The 15,393-nt window shown below is 71.8% G+C and carries 16 protein-coding genes; 6 read left to right on the top strand and 10 right to left on the bottom strand.

Translation table 11 applies throughout. The features are described 5' to 3' along the window. From ACWCHM_RS09920 to ACWCHM_RS09905, 4 genes are all read left to right on the top strand, one after another. Positions 1 to 795 carry a RibD family protein gene (locus ACWCHM_RS09920; protein WP_454222171.1) on the top strand — a complete coding sequence of 265 codons (795 nt, stop codon included), beginning with the start codon at positions 1 to 3 and terminating at the stop codon, positions 793 to 795. A gap of 14 nt (positions 796 to 809) precedes the next feature. After that, the gene (locus tag ACWCHM_RS09915) at positions 810 to 1,547 is read left to right on the top strand and encodes a zf-HC2 domain-containing protein (protein ID WP_281903014.1); all 738 of its coding nucleotides are present in this window, start codon (positions 810 to 812) and stop codon (positions 1,545 to 1,547) included. Positions 1,548 to 1,638: 91 nt separating this feature from the next. Next, positions 1,639 to 2,334: a response regulator transcription factor gene (locus ACWCHM_RS09910; RefSeq protein WP_454222170.1), complete on the top strand. Its 696-nt coding sequence runs from the start codon at positions 1,639 to 1,641 to the stop codon at positions 2,332 to 2,334. Further along, positions 2,327 to 3,355 (top strand): sensor histidine kinase, encoded by a 1,029-nt coding sequence (locus ACWCHM_RS09905; protein WP_454222168.1) that lies wholly within the window; start codon positions 2,327 to 2,329, stop codon positions 3,353 to 3,355. Before ACWCHM_RS09910 ends, ACWCHM_RS09905 begins: the two co-directional genes overlap by 8 nt. Positions 3,356 to 3,398: 43 nt before the next feature. On the opposite strand, the gene rfbA is transcribed toward ACWCHM_RS09905, so the two are convergent. Both rfbA and ACWCHM_RS09895 read right to left on the bottom strand, forming a co-directional pair. Continuing rightward, entirely contained in the window at positions 3,399 to 4,274 is an 876-nt protein-coding gene (gene rfbA, locus ACWCHM_RS09900) for a glucose-1-phosphate thymidylyltransferase RfbA (RefSeq protein ID WP_204960500.1), read from the bottom strand. 50 nt (positions 4,275 to 4,324) lie between these two features. Next, a complete protein-coding gene (locus ACWCHM_RS09895; protein WP_454222167.1) occupies positions 4,325 to 4,507 on the bottom strand; it encodes a hypothetical protein in 183 nt (60 codons plus the stop codon). 445 nt (positions 4,508 to 4,952) lie between these two features. Between ACWCHM_RS09895 and ACWCHM_RS09890 the strand changes: the two genes are divergently transcribed. Beyond that, positions 4,953 to 5,711 carry a helix-turn-helix domain-containing protein gene (locus ACWCHM_RS09890; RefSeq protein WP_204960498.1) on the top strand — a complete coding sequence of 253 codons (759 nt, stop codon included), beginning with the start codon at positions 4,953 to 4,955 and terminating at the stop codon, positions 5,709 to 5,711. A 109-nt stretch (positions 5,712 to 5,820) separates the two neighbouring features. Here the strand turns inward: ACWCHM_RS09890 and ACWCHM_RS09885 are convergent, their stop codons facing one another. Then, the gene (locus tag ACWCHM_RS09885; RefSeq protein WP_454222166.1) at positions 5,821 to 6,858 is read right to left on the bottom strand and encodes an enediyne biosynthesis protein; all 1,038 of its coding nucleotides are present in this window, start codon (positions 6,856 to 6,858) and stop codon (positions 5,821 to 5,823) included. Next, a complete protein-coding gene (locus ACWCHM_RS09880; protein ID WP_204960496.1) occupies positions 6,855 to 8,762 on the bottom strand; it encodes a CRTAC1 family protein in 1,908 nt (635 codons plus the stop codon). Before ACWCHM_RS09880 ends, ACWCHM_RS09885 begins: the two co-directional genes overlap by 4 nt. Positions 8,763 to 9,600: 838 nt before the next feature. Between ACWCHM_RS09880 and ACWCHM_RS09875 the strand changes: the two genes are divergently transcribed. Further along, positions 9,601 to 10,386: a helix-turn-helix domain-containing protein gene (locus tag ACWCHM_RS09875; RefSeq protein WP_204960495.1), complete on the top strand. Its 786-nt coding sequence runs from the start codon at positions 9,601 to 9,603 to the stop codon at positions 10,384 to 10,386. Positions 10,387 to 10,716: 330 nt separating this feature from the next. Here the strand turns inward: ACWCHM_RS09875 and ACWCHM_RS09870 are convergent, their stop codons facing one another. The 6 genes from ACWCHM_RS09870 to ACWCHM_RS09845 all read right to left on the bottom strand — a co-directional run bounded on the left by ACWCHM_RS09870 (position 10,717) and on the right by ACWCHM_RS09845 (position 15,393). Continuing rightward, positions 10,717 to 11,307: a copper resistance CopC family protein gene (locus tag ACWCHM_RS09870; protein WP_454222164.1), complete on the bottom strand. Its 591-nt coding sequence runs from the start codon at positions 11,305 to 11,307 to the stop codon at positions 10,717 to 10,719. Then, complete coding sequence (locus ACWCHM_RS09865; protein ID WP_204960493.1) at positions 11,304 to 11,885, bottom strand: hypothetical protein; 582 nt, start codon at positions 11,883 to 11,885, stop codon at positions 11,304 to 11,306. The genes ACWCHM_RS09870 and ACWCHM_RS09865 overlap by 4 nt, the downstream gene beginning before the upstream one ends. A 139-nt stretch (positions 11,886 to 12,024) precedes the next feature. Further along, the gene (locus tag ACWCHM_RS09860) at positions 12,025 to 12,663 is read right to left on the bottom strand and encodes a MerR family transcriptional regulator (protein ID WP_204960492.1); all 639 of its coding nucleotides are present in this window, start codon (positions 12,661 to 12,663) and stop codon (positions 12,025 to 12,027) included. 378 nt (positions 12,664 to 13,041) lie between these two features. Beyond that, complete coding sequence (locus ACWCHM_RS09855; protein ID WP_204960491.1) at positions 13,042 to 14,400, bottom strand: cytochrome P450; 1,359 nt, start codon at positions 14,398 to 14,400, stop codon at positions 13,042 to 13,044. Then, positions 14,397 to 14,933 carry a flavin reductase family protein gene (locus ACWCHM_RS09850; RefSeq protein WP_204960490.1) on the bottom strand — a complete coding sequence of 179 codons (537 nt, stop codon included), beginning with the start codon at positions 14,931 to 14,933 and terminating at the stop codon, positions 14,397 to 14,399. Before ACWCHM_RS09850 ends, ACWCHM_RS09855 begins: the two co-directional genes overlap by 4 nt. A gap of 16 nt (positions 14,934 to 14,949) precedes the next feature. Beyond that, a complete protein-coding gene (locus ACWCHM_RS09845; protein ID WP_091242950.1) occupies positions 14,950 to 15,393 on the bottom strand; it encodes an acyl-CoA thioesterase in 444 nt (147 codons plus the stop codon).

Raw genomic sequence — 15,393 nt, 5'->3', positions numbered from 1 at the left:
ATGGGTGTCGTACCGGCCGGGACGGCGGCCACCGCCGTGCCGGCGACAACAGCCACCGCCGTGCCGGCGACAACAGCCACCGCCGTGCCGGCGTCGACCGGGCGGCCGTACGTGCTGTTGAGCTGCGCCACGTCGATCGACGGCTACATCGACGACGCCACGCAGGAGCGGCTGCTGCTGTCCAATGCCGAGGACATGGAGCGCATCGACGCCGTCCGGGCCGGTTGTGACGCGATCCTGGTCGGGGCGGGCACGATCCGGGCCGACGATCCCCGGCTGGTGGTCCGCTCGGCGCGGCTGCGGGCCGCCCGGCAGGCCGCCGGGTTGCCGCCGTCGCCGGTGAAGGTGACGATGACCGCCCGGGGGCTGCTGGACCCGCAGGCCCGCTTCTTCACCGTCGGGGACGCCGAGAAGGTCGTCTACTGCGCCTCACCGGCGGTGGACACGACCACCGAGCTGCTGGCCGGGCTGGCCACGGTGGTCGACGCCGGTGACCCGTTGGACCCGGCCCGGGTGCTGGCCGACCTGGCCGGCCGGGGGGTGGGGCGGTTGATGGTGGAGGGCGGCGCGGCGGTGCACGCCCAGTTCCTGACCGCCGGCCTCGCCGACGAGCTGCACCTCGTGGTCGCCCCGTTCTTCGTCGGCGACCGACGGGCCCCCCGGTTCGTCGGTGACGGCGCGTTCCCGTGGCATCCGGGCCGGCGGGCCCGGGTCGCCGAGGTACGCCAGATCGGCGACGTGGTGCTGACGCGGTACGCCCTGTCGGAGCGCTGCGCCGGCGGGGTGCCGGGATGAGCGACAATCGCCCGATGGGGTGCGCATCGTGGCGGGAGATCCTGTCGGCCCAGCTCGACGGGGAGGAGACCGCCGAGGAGCGGGTGGCGGTGCAGGCGCACCTCGACGGCTGCGCGGACTGCCGTGCCTGGCACGGGGTCGCCGCGATGGTGACCCGGCGGGCCCGGACCCGGGTGGTGACGACGGCACCGGACCTGACCGGGGCGATCCTCGCCGCCGTGCCGCCACCGACGCCCCGGCGCGTCGTGCGGTGGCGCGGTGGGCTGGTCACCGGGTTGCGGACGGCGCTGGGCCTGCTCGGCGCGGTCCAGCTCGCCCTCGGGTTGGCCCAGGTGGGTCAGGGTGTCAACGCCGAGCACCTGCACCCGGCGGGGCAGCACCTGTGGCACGAGTCGGCGGCGTGGAACGTGGCGGTGGGCGCCGGTTTCCTGTTCGTCGCGCTGCGGCGTACCCCGCCGGCCGGGTTGTTGCCGATGCTCAGCGCCTTTGTCGCCACCCTGGTCCTGCTGTCGGTCAACGATCTGGTCACCGCGCAGGTGGCGGTGCCCCGGCTGGTCAGTCACGGGTTCCTGGTCGGTGGCTACCTGATCACGGTGCTGTTGTACCGGCTGGGTCCGCGTCCGGCCGGCCCGCCGCAGGGGCGGCGCACCGGGCGGTCCCGGTGGCGGTTGCGGCTCGACGACCTCGACGAGGCCCGCCCGGTCGCGGCGCAGCCGTACGGTGCGCAGGCCCGGGACCGCCGGGCGGCCTGAGCCGCGCCGACCGTAAGCCTCTGGCAAGGTTTGCGGCGGGCCGGGCCGGGGTGCGCGGGGCTACGCTGACCGGCACGACAGGGAGGTGCCGGTGGCGCAGCGGGTGCTGGTGGTCGACGACGACCGGACGGTCAGCGACGTGGTGTGCCGCTATCTGGAGCACGCCGGCTACCAGGTGGACCACGTCGGGGACGGGGCCGCCGCGCTGGCCGCCGTGGCCGCCGCGCCGCCGCAGCTGGTGGTCCTGGACGTGATGCTGCCGGTGCTCGACGGGTTGGAGGTGTGCCGGCGGCTGCGGCAGCGGCCGGACGGCGTACCCATCGTGATGTTGACCGCCCGGGGCGACGAGGCGGACCGGATCCTCGGCCTGCAACTGGGCGCGGACGACTACCTGAGCAAGCCGTTCTCCCCCCGGGAGCTGGTGCTGCGGGTCCGATCGGTGCTGCGCCGGGCCGGCGGTGAACCGGTCACGGCGGCGGCGCGGGTGCTCGACGACGGCGGATTGACCGTGGCGACCGGCCCCCGGGTGGCCCGGCTGCACGGGCGGGAGCTGGCCCTGACCCTGCGCGAGTTCGACCTGCTCGCCCACCTCATGCAGCATCCCACCCGGGCGTTGTCCCGGGCCGAGCTGCTGGAACGGGTCTGGGGGTGGCGGTTCGGCGACCAGTCCACGGTGACCGTGCACGTGCGCCGGCTGCGGGAGAAGATCGAGGACGACCCGGCCAACCCGCGCCGCATCGTCACGGTCTGGGGTGTCGGCTACCGGTACGAGCCGATCGATGACTGACCTGGCGCTGATCTTCGGGGCGGCGCTGGCCGCGGCGGGCGGGGTGGGGCTGCTCGGTGCCGGGGTGCTGCGGCTGCTGCGCGGCCGGTCCATCACCGTGCACGTCACGGTGCTGCTGGCGATGACGGTGGGCGCGGTGGTGGCCGGGGTGGCGGTGATCGCCGAGGCGATGTTCCTCTCCCCGCACGACCTGGAGGTGGTGTTGATCACCGTCTCGGCGGCGGCCCTGGTCAGCCTCGCGGTCGGCTGGCTGTTCGCCAGGCGACTCGCCTCGGCGGCGGTCTGGGCCGACCAGGCGCGGGCCCGGGAACGGCGGATCGAGAAGGGGCGGCGGGACCTGGTCGCCTGGGTCTCGCACGACCTGCGGACCCCGCTGGCCGGGCTGCGGGCGATGGCGGAGGCGCTGGAGGACCGGGTGGTCGCCGACCCGGACACGGTCGACGAGTACCACCGCCGCATCCGGGTGGAGACCGACCGGATGACCCGGCTGGTCGACGACCTGTTCGAACTGTCCCGGATCAACGCCGGGGCGCTGCGGCTGTCGCTGTCGGCGGTGCCGCTGGGTGACGTGGTCTCCGACGCGCTGGCCGGCACCGCGCCGCTGGCCGCCGCCCGCCGCATCCGGCTGGTGTCCGCCGCCTCGGGCTGGCCGACGGTGGCCGCCAGTGAGCGCGAGTTGAGCCGGGTGGTGGGCAACCTGCTGCTCAACGCGGTGCGGTACACGCCGGCCGACGGCACGGTACGGGTCAACGCCGGGCGCGACGGTGACGTCGCCTGGCTGGCCGTCGCCGACACCTGCGGCGGCATCCCGGAGGCCGACCTGCCCCGGCTGTTCGACGTGGCGTTCCGGGGCGAGCCGGCGCGCACCCCGCACGCGGGCAGCGGGCCGCTGGCCGGGTCCGGCGGGTTGGGGCTGGCCATCGTGCGCGGGCTGGTCGAGGCGCACGGCGGCCGGGTGGACGTGCACAACGTCGCCGAGGGCTGCCGGTTCGTCGTCCGGCTGCCGTTGGCCACCGGCTGACGGCGGCGCGGCGGGCCTGCGGCGCGACGGCGGACCGCACGGGTCAGGCGCCGAACTCCTCGGCGATGTCCATCACGTAGCGGCCGTAGTCGGAGCCGGCCATGGCAGCGCCGAGCCGGTGGCAGGCCGCCGCGTCGATGTAGCCCATCCGCAGCGCCGTCTCCTCCAGGCAGGCGATCCGGACGCCCTGGCGTTCCTGCATGGTCTGCACGTAGACGCTGGCCTGTAGCAGTGACTCCGGGGTGCCGGTGTCCAGCCAGGCGAAGCCGCGCCCGAGGTCGACCAGGCGGGCCCGGCCCCGGTCGACGTAGACCCGGTTGACGTCGGTGATCTCCAGTTCTCCCCGGCGGGACGGCCTGATGTTCTTGGCGATGTCGACGACCTCGTGGTCGTAGAGGTACAGGCCGGTGATGGCGCGGTTGGAGTGCGGTTGGGACGGTTTCTCCTGGATGTCGCGCAGGGTGCCGTCGGGGCCGGTGACGCCGACGCCGTAGCGCTGCGGGTCGTGGACCGGGTAGCCGAACAGGGTGCAGCCGCTGACCGCGGCGGTCTCCTCGCGCAGCAGCCGGGAGAACGCGGTGCCGTGGAAGATGTTGTCGCCCAGGATCAGCGCGCTGGGGTGGCCGGCGACGTGGTCCGCGCCGATCAGGAACGCCTCGGCGATGCCGCGTGGCTCGGGTTGCGCGGCGTAGGAGATGGCCAGGCCGAGCCGGGAGCCGTCGCCGAGCAGCAGCCGGAACTGCGGCAGGTCGGCCGGCTTGGCGATGACCAGGATGTCCCGGATGCCGGCCAGCATCAGTACCGACAACGGGTAGTAGATCATGGGCTTGTCGCCGACGGGCAGGAGCTGTTTGGACACCGGCACGGTCATCGGGTACAGCCGGGTGCCCGACCCTCCCGCCAGGACGATCCCCTTCACGGGTCCTTCCCTCCTCCGGCCGTCGACGCCGCCGCGGCGGTCGGGCCGGTTCAGTCGAGTCCGCGGATGAGGTGCGGCTCGGTGTCCGGCTCCGACCAGTCGCACTGCCCACGCCGGTTCGCCCGTCCCCAGGCATCCAGGGCGGAGGGCGTCGCGGCCACGCCGGCCGGCCGGGTGGTACGGGGGCGTCCGGGCCCGGGGCGGGCCTCGTCGTCGTCGGCGTTGTCGGTCATCGTGTTCCCCATTCCGGGACGCCTCCCATCGTGACCCCGGCGACGGGCCGGGCGCATCTTCGTCGTTGCCCAGGTCAACGGTCGAATCGACGTCCGGCGACGGGTGAACCGTGGGTATCGCTTTTCCGACATCATTCCCCGACCCGGGCGCATCGGGCCATGGCCGCAATCATCACCGGCTAGACGAGGGGTACGCATCCGGAAAAGGCAGCTGTTAGCGCCATTCGGATTGCGCGCCGTTGACCATGCATTGAGGGTGCCCTAGCATTGAGGTCAGCTGATTCGACAAAACCGACAAAGCACTTTTCCTGCCATCAATCCACCAGTTGCCGGTGCCGCCCCGGGGGACGTCGCGGAGCCGAAACGACGCTGCATCGTCGCAGCCCAGACAGGCGATTCACGTCGTAGGAGACCAGCACCCACCATTACGCTCGCCGGGGGCACGATGGAAGACCACAGCAGCAGGGCGGTCCGGCGGGTCATCGCCGAAATGCACCAGAATCTAGGTAAGCAATTCAGCGTGGACGAGATGGCGCGGACCGCCCTGCTGAGCAAGTACCACTTCTGCCGGGTGTTCCACAGGGTGACCGGAGTGTCACCGGGACGCTTTCTCTCGGCGATCCGATTCCAGCGCGCCAAGCACCTGTTGCTGGCCACCTCGTGGAGCGTCACCGACATCAGTCACCACGTCGGCTATACCAGTGTCGGCACGTTCAGCGCCCGGTTCAGCTCCAGCGTCGGCCTCTCCCCCTCCACCTACCGCCGCCTCGGCCGCAGCCCGGGACGGGAGGACCCGTACCGGGCGCTGTGCCCGATCCGCCCCGACCCGGCCGACACCACCGGGCCGACGGTACGTGGGCAGGTCCGGGCGCTGCCCGGGGAGGCGCCCGACTGGATCTTCGTGGGGCTGTTCCCGGAACGCATCCAGCAGGGCAGGCCGGTCAGCTCCACGGTGCTGCCCGGCCCCGGACCGTACCTGCTGGGGCCGGTGCCGCCGGGCACCTGGTTCGTCCTGGCCCACGCGGTGTACCGCCGCCGGTTGGCCACCGGCACCCGCCCGCTGCTGGTCGGGCACCACGGCCCGGTGACGGTCGGCGGGCACTCCCGGTCGGTCCGGGCCGACCTCACCCTGCGCCCCATGCGCACCTTCGATCCGCCCGTGGTGCACGCCGCCGGGCTGCCGGCACTGCTGCGCACCGGCTGACCGGCGCACCGACCGACGGCGTCCCGGAGACCGGCGCGGCGCACCCGCGACACCGGACACGGGCGTGGGGCCGCCCCGACGGGACGGCCCCACGTGGTCGTGGACCAGGTCAGCGGGCAAGCGCCGGTGCCGCCGGGCTGACCGGCACCGACTCCCGACGACGCTCGCGACCGCGGTCGCGCCACCAGATGCCCCACCACATCAGGCCCCGGACGGCACAGACGATGGTCACGGCGAAGAACAGCGTGTAGACCACGTTGAACGCGACCAGCACCCCGTAGACCCCGGCCACCGCCGAACCGAACATGAACTGGTTGCGGCCCCGCGACGGCGTCGTGCCCGGGTCGGTGATCATGTAGTTGGTGAACAGGACGAAGGCCACCCCGGTCATCGGCACCAGCGCCGCCCAGATCGCCACGTCCAGCACCAGCGCGCGGACCACCGCCTGGATGACGAACCCGCCGAGCCAGCCGACGATCAGCAGCACCTTGCGGGTCAGCATGGCGTTGAGCACCGTGCCGGCGGTGATGATGACCAGCGGGACCATGATGCTGATCGCGTCCGGCACGTTCTCGGTGAACTGGTAGGGCGGCGCGATGTTGACCCAGGAGAAGGCCAGCAGCGTCACCGTGATCCCGAAGTTCGACGGGTTCATGAAGTGCCGCATCCGGCCGTTGACCGGTGCCCGCAGGGCGGTCTTGGCCCCGATCGCGACGACCACGGCGAACGCCACCGGCCAGAACCGGTCGTTGGCGTAGAGCAGCATGTTCGCCGCCAGCGCGGTGATGTGGGTGGGCAGCAGGAAGGTGTACATCCCCCAGACCCCGTTGCCACTGAACGCGGGCCGCCGCTTGCCGGCCCACGCCGACACCATCTCGATCGCGATCTCGGCGGTGTAGCCGACCAGCAGGGCGAAGAACGGCCAGGTCCACGGCTGTTCGAAACCGAGCAGGGTGTAGCCGATGATGTTGAAGATCGACATCGACATAGCGAAGTTGCGCAGCGCCAGGTAACGCGGGTCCTTCGCGTCCACCCGGGGCACCGCCGGTCGGGCCGTGGGCGGGGCCGCCGGGTCGACGGACCGGACCCCGCCCGGGACCGTACGCACCGCGGCGTCGGTCACGTCTTCCTGTCTGACGTCAGTCATCGGGTGATCTCCTGGGCGTCGGCGGTCAGCATCAGGTCGTGCCAACCGGAGGTGAGCGAGAGGGTCTGCTTGTGGGTCGCACCGGTCAGGTCACGCCAGCACACCTCGGCCGACACCGGACGGTCCCCGGCGGAGCCCAGCCCGAAGAAGACGTCGAAGCTGCGCTTGCCCGAGTGACCACCGCCGCCGTCGAGCTGGGCGATCTGGGTGAGCCCGTCGGCGGTACGGATCTTGACCTGGGCGCCGTAGGCGGGCGTCCGGGCGTCGGCCGCGCCGCCGACCGTCGGCCGGTGCAGGCGCAGCCCGAGGAAGCCGCCGGGGGACGAGGCGGTGTTGCGGTAGAAGGCCGGCGGTCCCCACTGGCGGGCGACCGCGAAGTCCTGCACACCGTCGGCGTTGGTGTCGGCCACCGCGACGCCCCGGGTCGGGATGGGCACGTCGAGGCCGAGTTCGGCGTTGAGGTTGACGAACGTCTTGCCCTGCCGCACCCAGAACGCCAGCTTGTCGTTGCCGGCGATGTCGTCGCCCGGCTCCGCCTTCGGCCACATCGCCGGGTTGCGCAGCATCAGGTCGTTGGACATCGCCAACTCCTGGAGCCAGGCCCACCGGCTGGTGGTGCCCTTGACGAACCCGTCGGCCTGCACCACCTCCAGGGAGCCGTTGTTGTCGAAGTCGGCCATCTTGGCGTCCCAGCCCCAGCCGGTCCAGGCCATGTTCAGCTTGGACGCCTTGTTGTCGTACGGGGCCACCCCGCGGGTGAGCTTGTCCCGTGCGTCCTGCGGGCTGCCGGCGTTGTTCATCCAGACGAAGTTGCTCTCCTCCAGGCCCCAGGAGCTGGTGATGTTGCTGACGAACATGTCGAACCTGCCCCGGTTGTCGAGGTCACCGAAGTCGATCGACATGCCCTTGAAGGAGTCCTGACCGAGCACCATCGACTTCGGGGTGAACGCGCCCCGGCGGCCGTGGACCTCGGCGAACCTGATCCGGCCCGGGGTCGAGACGTTGTGCAGCAGGTGGTCGTGGCCGAAATCGTTGGCCAGGTACAGCTCGGGCAGCAGGTCGCCGTCGATGTCGGCGGAGCCCGCCCCGAGGGTCCAGCCGGTGGAGGCCGGCCCGGGGACCGCCTTCTGCTCGACGTACCGGATCGACGGCTGGTCACCGCCGGTGGCCGCGTCCCACCGCAGCATGTGCGCCCCGCCGGCGTTGCGCGCGTGCGACATGGAGGCGTTCATCTGGACGTTCGGCTGCCCGTCCGGGTCGAGCACCTGGGTGTCGGGGAAGTAGTTGAACACGCCGATGTCCGGGCGGCCGTCGCCGTCGAAGTCGGCGACCGCCACCGCGTTGGTGTTCCACAGCGCGCCCTGGTAACGGTTGCCCGGACCGGGCTGGGTGGGGATGAGCTCGGTCGGCGCGTAGCTGCCCAGCCGCAGGTCGGTGGCACTGGCCCGGTGCAGGAACAGCACCGGGGTCCGGCCCCAGTAGTAGACCAGCAGGTCGGTGCGGCCGTCGAGGTTGTAGTCGCCGGGCACGCACCCCATCGGCGCCATCGTGGTGTCGGTGGGCAGCGGGCGGGGGTCGAGGACGAAGGGCTGGTAACGGTCCCCGCTGTCAGGCGCCGGGGTCACCACGGCGGTGTCGCTGCGGGTGTCGACCAGGCACAGGTCGTCGGCCACGCCGTTGCCGTCCAGGTCGTTGAGGGCGATCGCCGCCCCGACCGAGGAGACCCAGGACTTGATGTGCTCGTACTCCGGGTTCACCTCGCGGACCGCGCGGGCGGTGGGTGCGGGTGGCAGCGCGATGGGCAGTTCGGCGAACTGGAACCGTGCGGCCAGCTCCGACCGCTCGGCTGCGGACGCCTCCGGGCGCTGTGCCACGACGAAGAGAATGCTCAGCAGAACGAGCACAAAGGCTGCGGGAGTTGCGCGGCGAAGGAAGCCGGCAGATTGAGACGGCAACAGTCCCCCTACGATTTCGTGGGCGCGTCGTTCGCCCGTTGACTGGTCACTCGGAAGCGCCACCGAACGGCTGGAGATACTGATGATTACCACCCTCCGCGGCGGGGTGAATAACCAACTCTTAAGCCACCGATCAGATGACTCTCGCCCTTTCAGGGGCCACGAACATCGTCAGCCAGAAGCCGAATGGAGTCTTCTCATGGCTTGCTCTCCACCCACTGCGGGGCAGCCGTCGGCACATCGATCACACCGTCACAGCGCGTCGGGCAGCGGTCGCGATGCGTCAAAGTTCTCTGACTTTGCTCTCCTGAACCCTCACCTGACCTGGCCTCAGCCGTGGTGATAGCTACCGCTTAATGGTCTTTGCCGTCTTTCTTCCCCGCAGAGCCGGGCACGCCCGGCCCACCTGCCAGATCGGACGAATCACCGCGCAACACCCCGGTTACCAACCGTCACCTCCCCCGAAAAAAGGCCGCACGCTGCGCCGATGAGGCCGAGGACCACCCGACGGATAGCGAGGATCTCCACTGGCAAATAGGGGAGGGATCGATAGCACGACTATCCATGTTGCCGGCCCCGCCGCTCATTGCCGCCTATCTTTGGTCGCGCTAGCATCAACTCGGCCACAACGGCCAGAGGCAATTTCGACGGCCGCATCCGCGTTTATGCATTGATCGAGACTAAAGGCTCCATCAATCAGCCGGCATAGACACCGTACGCACGCAGTCGCCACAGCCGTGCCCGGAGGATGCCAGCGGCCGACGAATCGAGCACCCTGGGGGAGACCGTGGAAGACGTCATTGAACGGGCGGTGGAGCGAGCCATCGTCACGATGCGGGACAACATCGCCGAGCCGATCACCATCGACGACATGGCCCGTGCCGCGATGTTCAGCAAGTTCCACTTCTCAAGGATCTTCCGCCGGGTCACCGGCGTCTCGCCCGGTCGCTTCCTCTCCGCCATCCGCCTCCAGGAGGCCAAGCACCTGCTGGTCTCCACCACCCTGAACGTCGCCGACATCAGCCTGCGCGTCGGCTACAACAGCGTCGGCACGTTCAGCTCACGGTTCACCCGCAGCGTCGGCATGTCCCCCACCGCCTACCGGCGCTACCGGGGCTTCAGCACGCGCATTCCGCAGGACGAGACCAGGGGTGCCTCGGGGGGACGCACCTCGACCATCCGGGGCACCGTGGCCGGCCCCGACCAGGAGGATCTCGGTTTCGTCTTCGTCGGGCTCTTCCCCGACCCGCTGCCCGAGGGGCGGCCCGTCCGGTGCGCGGTGCTCAACGGCGCCGGCGCGTTCGAGTTGGAGACGGTCCCGGAGGGCCACTGGTACCTGCTCGTGCAGTCGGTACGCCCCGACGGCTCCCTGACCGACGCCCACGACCTGGACCCCGACCACATCTTCGTCGGCTCGCACGGGCCGATCGTCGTCCGCCGCGACCAGGTGGTCCCCCCGATCGACATGCACCTCAAGCCGGCCCGCTCCATCGACCCGCCGGTGCTGCTCGCCCTGCTCGACATCCGCCGGATGGCGCTCGACCAGGTCGGCTACCGGGTCGAGGCGGCCTGACCCGGCCCACAGCCTGACCCGGCCCACACCACACGGACGGCGGCGTACCCCACCAGCGGGTGGGGTGCGCCGCCCCGTCGTGTCCGCCGTCCGGCCGGGTCGGCCGGTGTCCCCCGGGCGACCGCCAGGTCCCGCCGGCCCGAACCACCGGGCGACAGGCGGCGGCGACGGGCAGCCGGCAGGCCACGGGCCACGGGCCACGGGCCACGGGCCACGGGCCACGGGCCACAGGCCACGGAAAGGATGCCCTTCGGACGGGCCGGCCCCGCCCGGGGATCGGGCGGGGCCGGCGGCGGGACGGGTCCGTGCCCCGCAACGCGTCCGGACGGGTCAGTGCTCCGGCGGGTCCTCCGGATCGGAGGCGACCTTCGGCCGACGAAGTAGGATCACCGACAGGGCGACCAGCAGCCCCAGGTCCAGCACCAGCAGCAGACCGTCCAGGGGGTCGGTGCCGACATGCTGGTGTCCGGTGGCGGGCGCGACGTCCGCCGGCGGCAGCAACGGCGCGGCGCCGACGGCGAACACGCTACGCCCGGTGCTCTGCCGCCCGTCGGCGAGCCACACGTGGTAGGCGACCGTGTAGCTGCCCTGCGGCAGGGCGGGCACCGACACCACCAGCTCGGTCCCGTCGCGCCGGGACGCGCCGGTGGCCACCTGCGGGCCCTGCGCCGGGGTCAACGACACGTGTGCCTCGTCCGGGTTCGGAGGACCGGGCAGCCGCAGCCGTACCTCGGTCGGCCCGGTGGCCAGTCGGCTGCCGTCCGCCGGCACCACCACGGCGTCGACCGTCTCGGCCGGCCCGGGGGTGGACGGCGAACGCAGCCACAGCGCGGTGGCCACGGTCACCAGCACCACGGCGACGGCCGCCGTACGCGGCCCGAAGAAGCCACGACGGCGGCCGTCCTGTCCGGCGGTGGTCATGCCGGCGTGAGCGCCCTGACCGAACGGGGAGCGCAGGTGCAGGCCATCGTGGCCCGCTCGGCGGCGTTCGGTCGCAGGTGCAGGTACATCGCGACCACCATCGGCAGGAAGACGACCGTGTTGTAGAACAGGTGCAGCTCGACCCGGGGCACGACCAGCTGGAGAATGCTGGTCGGTGCCGGACGGTCGAACAGGAAGTTGCCCGTCTGCGCCTGGAGCAGCAGCAGCAGGTGCTCGATGTGGTGCCAGAACTGGATCACCAGGGCGACCGTCCACCAGGTGCGGGCCCGGCCGACGAAGCCGGGACGCAGCAGGGCCAGCCCGATCAGCATCACGATGGCGTACCCGTAGTGCAGCCACTCGGAGGTGACCAGCCACGGCACGGCCATCCCCAGCACCCCGCGCGACTGCGGGACCGGCCAGCCCAGCACCCAGATCTGGAACGCCTGGGCGAGGTGCTCGGCCCAGTGTGCCAGCACCACGAGCATGTACAGGTTCAGCGCCATCCGGTGATAGGGGCCGTTGAGCAGGCCGAGCGGGCCCGATCGGGGCTGGTGGGATACGGCTTGGTTCGACATGTCGGGTGGTCTCCCCCATCGGTCGACGGACACCGGCACCGCAGCGGGCCGGGGGACGGCAGCACGCCGTCCCTCCAGGCTGGAACCCGCAGCGGTGGTTGTCGTCTTCGAACGTGCCGGATCTGCCCCGGGCGGGTGCTCAGGCGCCGGCCGGCCGCTCCGCCGACGTGGCGCAGCAGCGCGCCAGGTGACTCTCCTGGGCCATCCGGCGCATCGCCTCGAAGGCCACCTCGGACAGCACGTTCCAGACCGCCATCGCGGTGGCGGAGTGCGCCGACTCGTGCTGGAACTCGTGCGTCACGATCCGCTGCGCGCTCTCGGCGTGCTCGCTGAACACGTCGATGTCGCAGTCGGCGTCCAACCGCTGCAACGCGGTCAGCACGTGGGCCAGGGTGTCGCGGCCCGGCGAGGCGACGTCGACCTCCCAGCCGAGCCGGTCGATGAACGCATCGACCTGGACCCGGGCCGGGCCGACGTCGGGCGCGTCGTCCTCCTCGGGCTGGTCGGGAAAGAGCGCCCAGATGGTGGCCCGGCACTGCGCGCCCAACGCCAGTCCCTTGTCGTCGAGGGCGGCCAGCACCCGGCGTACCGAGGACAGGCTCAGTCGCCCGATGCCGGCCAGCACCCGGATCAGCTGGAGCCGGGCGAGGTGCTCCTCGCCGTACTCCGCCTGGTTACGTGCGGTGGGCCGACCCGGTGGCAGCAGGCGCTCCCGGATGTAGAACTTGATCGTCGGAAGTGGAACACCACTGATCCTGGCCAGATCTGAGATGCGCATCCGTCCCCCCAGGGTCCCGGTGGCCACCGCCGGACGCCGTCTGCGGCGGGGCTCCGCCGCCCGGCTGCGGTCGGCCCGAACGTAACGGCGGTGGCACCGCCGTGGACAGCGGACGCCGGGCAGCACGGCGGGTGAAGGCCGTCGGCGCATCCGCGATGACGGCTGCGGAACCACCCGTCGGCACGACGGCGGCTCCATGGGCAGGGCGGGCACCTCGGGCCGTACCGGCCGGGGTGGTCGCCGCGCATCCGGGACTCATCGCACCTCCCCCAGCACGATGAGCAACCTGAGAGTTGCTCAGCGCAATAGTAACCAGTGCGGCCTGCTCGCAGGTTATTCGATGTTGCTGAACCCCGCTTCGTGCCTGGGGTCCGGGGGTCACGTCAGGGCCCGTACCGTCATCGGCAGGCCGCCGCGGATCCGCAGCGACAGCATGGGCTCGGGCACCACCCGGTGCCCGGCCGGGGTGTGCAGCCGCAGCCGGCGGCTCACCATCGCCACCACGAAGACCGCCTCCATCAACCCGAGGTGGTTGCCGACGCAGAACCGCGGCCCCGCGCCGAACGGCACGTACGCGTAGCGCGGCCGGTCGGCCGACGCCGAGGGCGAGAACCGCTCCGGGTCGAACCGGTCCGGGTCGTCCCAGTAGGCCCGGTGCCGGTGCAGGGTGTACGGGCAGATCAGCACGTCGGTGCCGGCGGGCACCGCGTAGCCGCCGACCTCGTCGGCCTCCTGCGCCCGGCGGGACAGCATCCACACCGGAGGGTAGAGGCGCATCGCCTCACTGAGCACCATCGAGGTGTACGTCAACCGGGGCAGGTCCTCGTAGGTCGGCGACCGGTCACCCAGCACCTCCAGCGCCTCGGCCCGCACCCGGTCCCAGACCTGCGGGTGCCGGTCGAGCAGGTGGAAGGTCCAGCCGAGGGTGCTGGCGGTGGTCTCGTGCCCGGCCAGCAGCAGGGTGGTCAGCTCGTCGCGCAGCCGCCGCCGGCCCACCGCCGGGTCGGTCTCCCGCCGGGTCGAGGCCAGCAACCGCGACAACGCGTCGTCCTGGTCCTCGTGGCCCGGCCGGGACCGCCGCCGCACGGCCAACTCGTCGACGATCCCCGCCAGTTCCCGACGGGCCCGCCGGAACCGCATCTGCTGCGGCAGCGGCACCCACATCGGCACCAGGTTCATCGACGCCATCTCGAACATCGCCTGGTCCTGCATGGACTCGAAGGCCGCCCCGAGGGACCGGAAGCCGCTCAGGTCGGCGTCGAGCAGGGTCCGCCCGAGCACCCCCAGGGTGAGCCCGGTCATCTCCCGCAGGATGTCGACCGGCTCGCCGCCGTCGTACGTCTCCAGCCGGTCGACCAGCCGCGCGGCCTCCTCGGCGACGATCCCGGCCTGCTGGGCGATGCGGCGGGCCTGGAACACCGGCTGGATCACCCGGCGCTGCTCCCGCCACAGCTCACCCTCGCTGGTCAGCAGCCCGTCGCCGAGTGCCCGGCGGGCGTGCATCAGCCCGATGCCCTTGTGGTAGTTCTGGCTGTTGTCGGCCAGCACGTGCTTGGCGTGGTCGGGGTGGTTGAAGAAGTGCAGCCCCCGCCCCGGGCCGAGGCGCACCGCGTCGCCGTAGGTCTCGGCGGCGGAGCGCATCAGCCCGAGCCGGTCCCGGCCGAGCTTCCACAGGGTGCCCAGCATCGCCACCCCGGTCGGCCCCCGGGGGACGACCCGGGGCGCGACGGTGGTCATCGGACCACTCCGCTGGGCATCGGGGTGATCTGCCGGAACCGACCGTGCAGGAACAGCACCGCGTCCTCCTCGTGACGTTTCTCGGCCGACAGCAGCCGGCCGACGAAGATGGTGTGGTCGCCGCCCTCGTAGTCGCGCCACAGGGCGCACTCGAAGGAGGCCAGCGCCCCGGTGATCAGCGGCGCTCCGGTCAACCGGCCGGGCTGCCAGTCGACGACGTCGAACTGGGCGGCACCGAGCGGCCGGCGGCGGTCGGCGAAGTGCCGCGCCACGTGCTCCTGGTCGGCGGCGAGCACCGACACGGCGAAGCTGCCGGCGGCCACCAGGTGCCGGTGCATGACCGCCTCCCGGTCCACGCAGACCAGCAGCAACGGCGGGTCCAGCGACACCGAGGTGAAGGCGTTCGCGGTCATCCCGTGCGGGGATCGACCCCCGACGGTGACCACGGTGACGCCGGTGGCGAAGGCGGCGAAGGCCCGCCGCAGCGCCGCCGGGTCGACCGCCGGCTCGTCGTCGCCAAGGGGCTTGTCCATGGTGGTCTCCTCGCCGTCACTGGGCCCGGACGGTGGCCGTGTAGGGCGCCAACGCCCGGGTCAGCGCCTCCGGCACCCGGGTCGGCGCGGTCCGGTTGTTCGGCCCGCGCATACAGGCCACCCGCTGCCGCCCCCGGGCGACCAGCGTCTCGCCGCCGCCCGGGTCGAGGCGTACGTAGTCGAAGCTGAACTCCAGCTGGGTCTGCACCAGGTCGACCAGGCGCATCCGGATCGACAACTCGTCGAAGGCGGTGATCTCGGCGAAGAACTCGCAGTCGACCTTCAGGGTGAACAGCTTCAGGTCGTCCTGGAGGTCGGCCAGCACGTCCGGGGCGTGCTGCTTGAGGAACATCTCCCGGCACCGTCCCTGCCAGCGCAGGTAGTTGACGTAGTAGACGTTGCCGACGATGTTGGTCTCCTCGAAACCCACCGTGTGCGGGTACTCGAAGTACTTGTCCAT

This window comes from Micromonospora sp. SCSIO 07396 (genome assembly GCF_053667945.1).
This window is presented reverse-complemented; position numbering and strand designations above follow the sequence as displayed.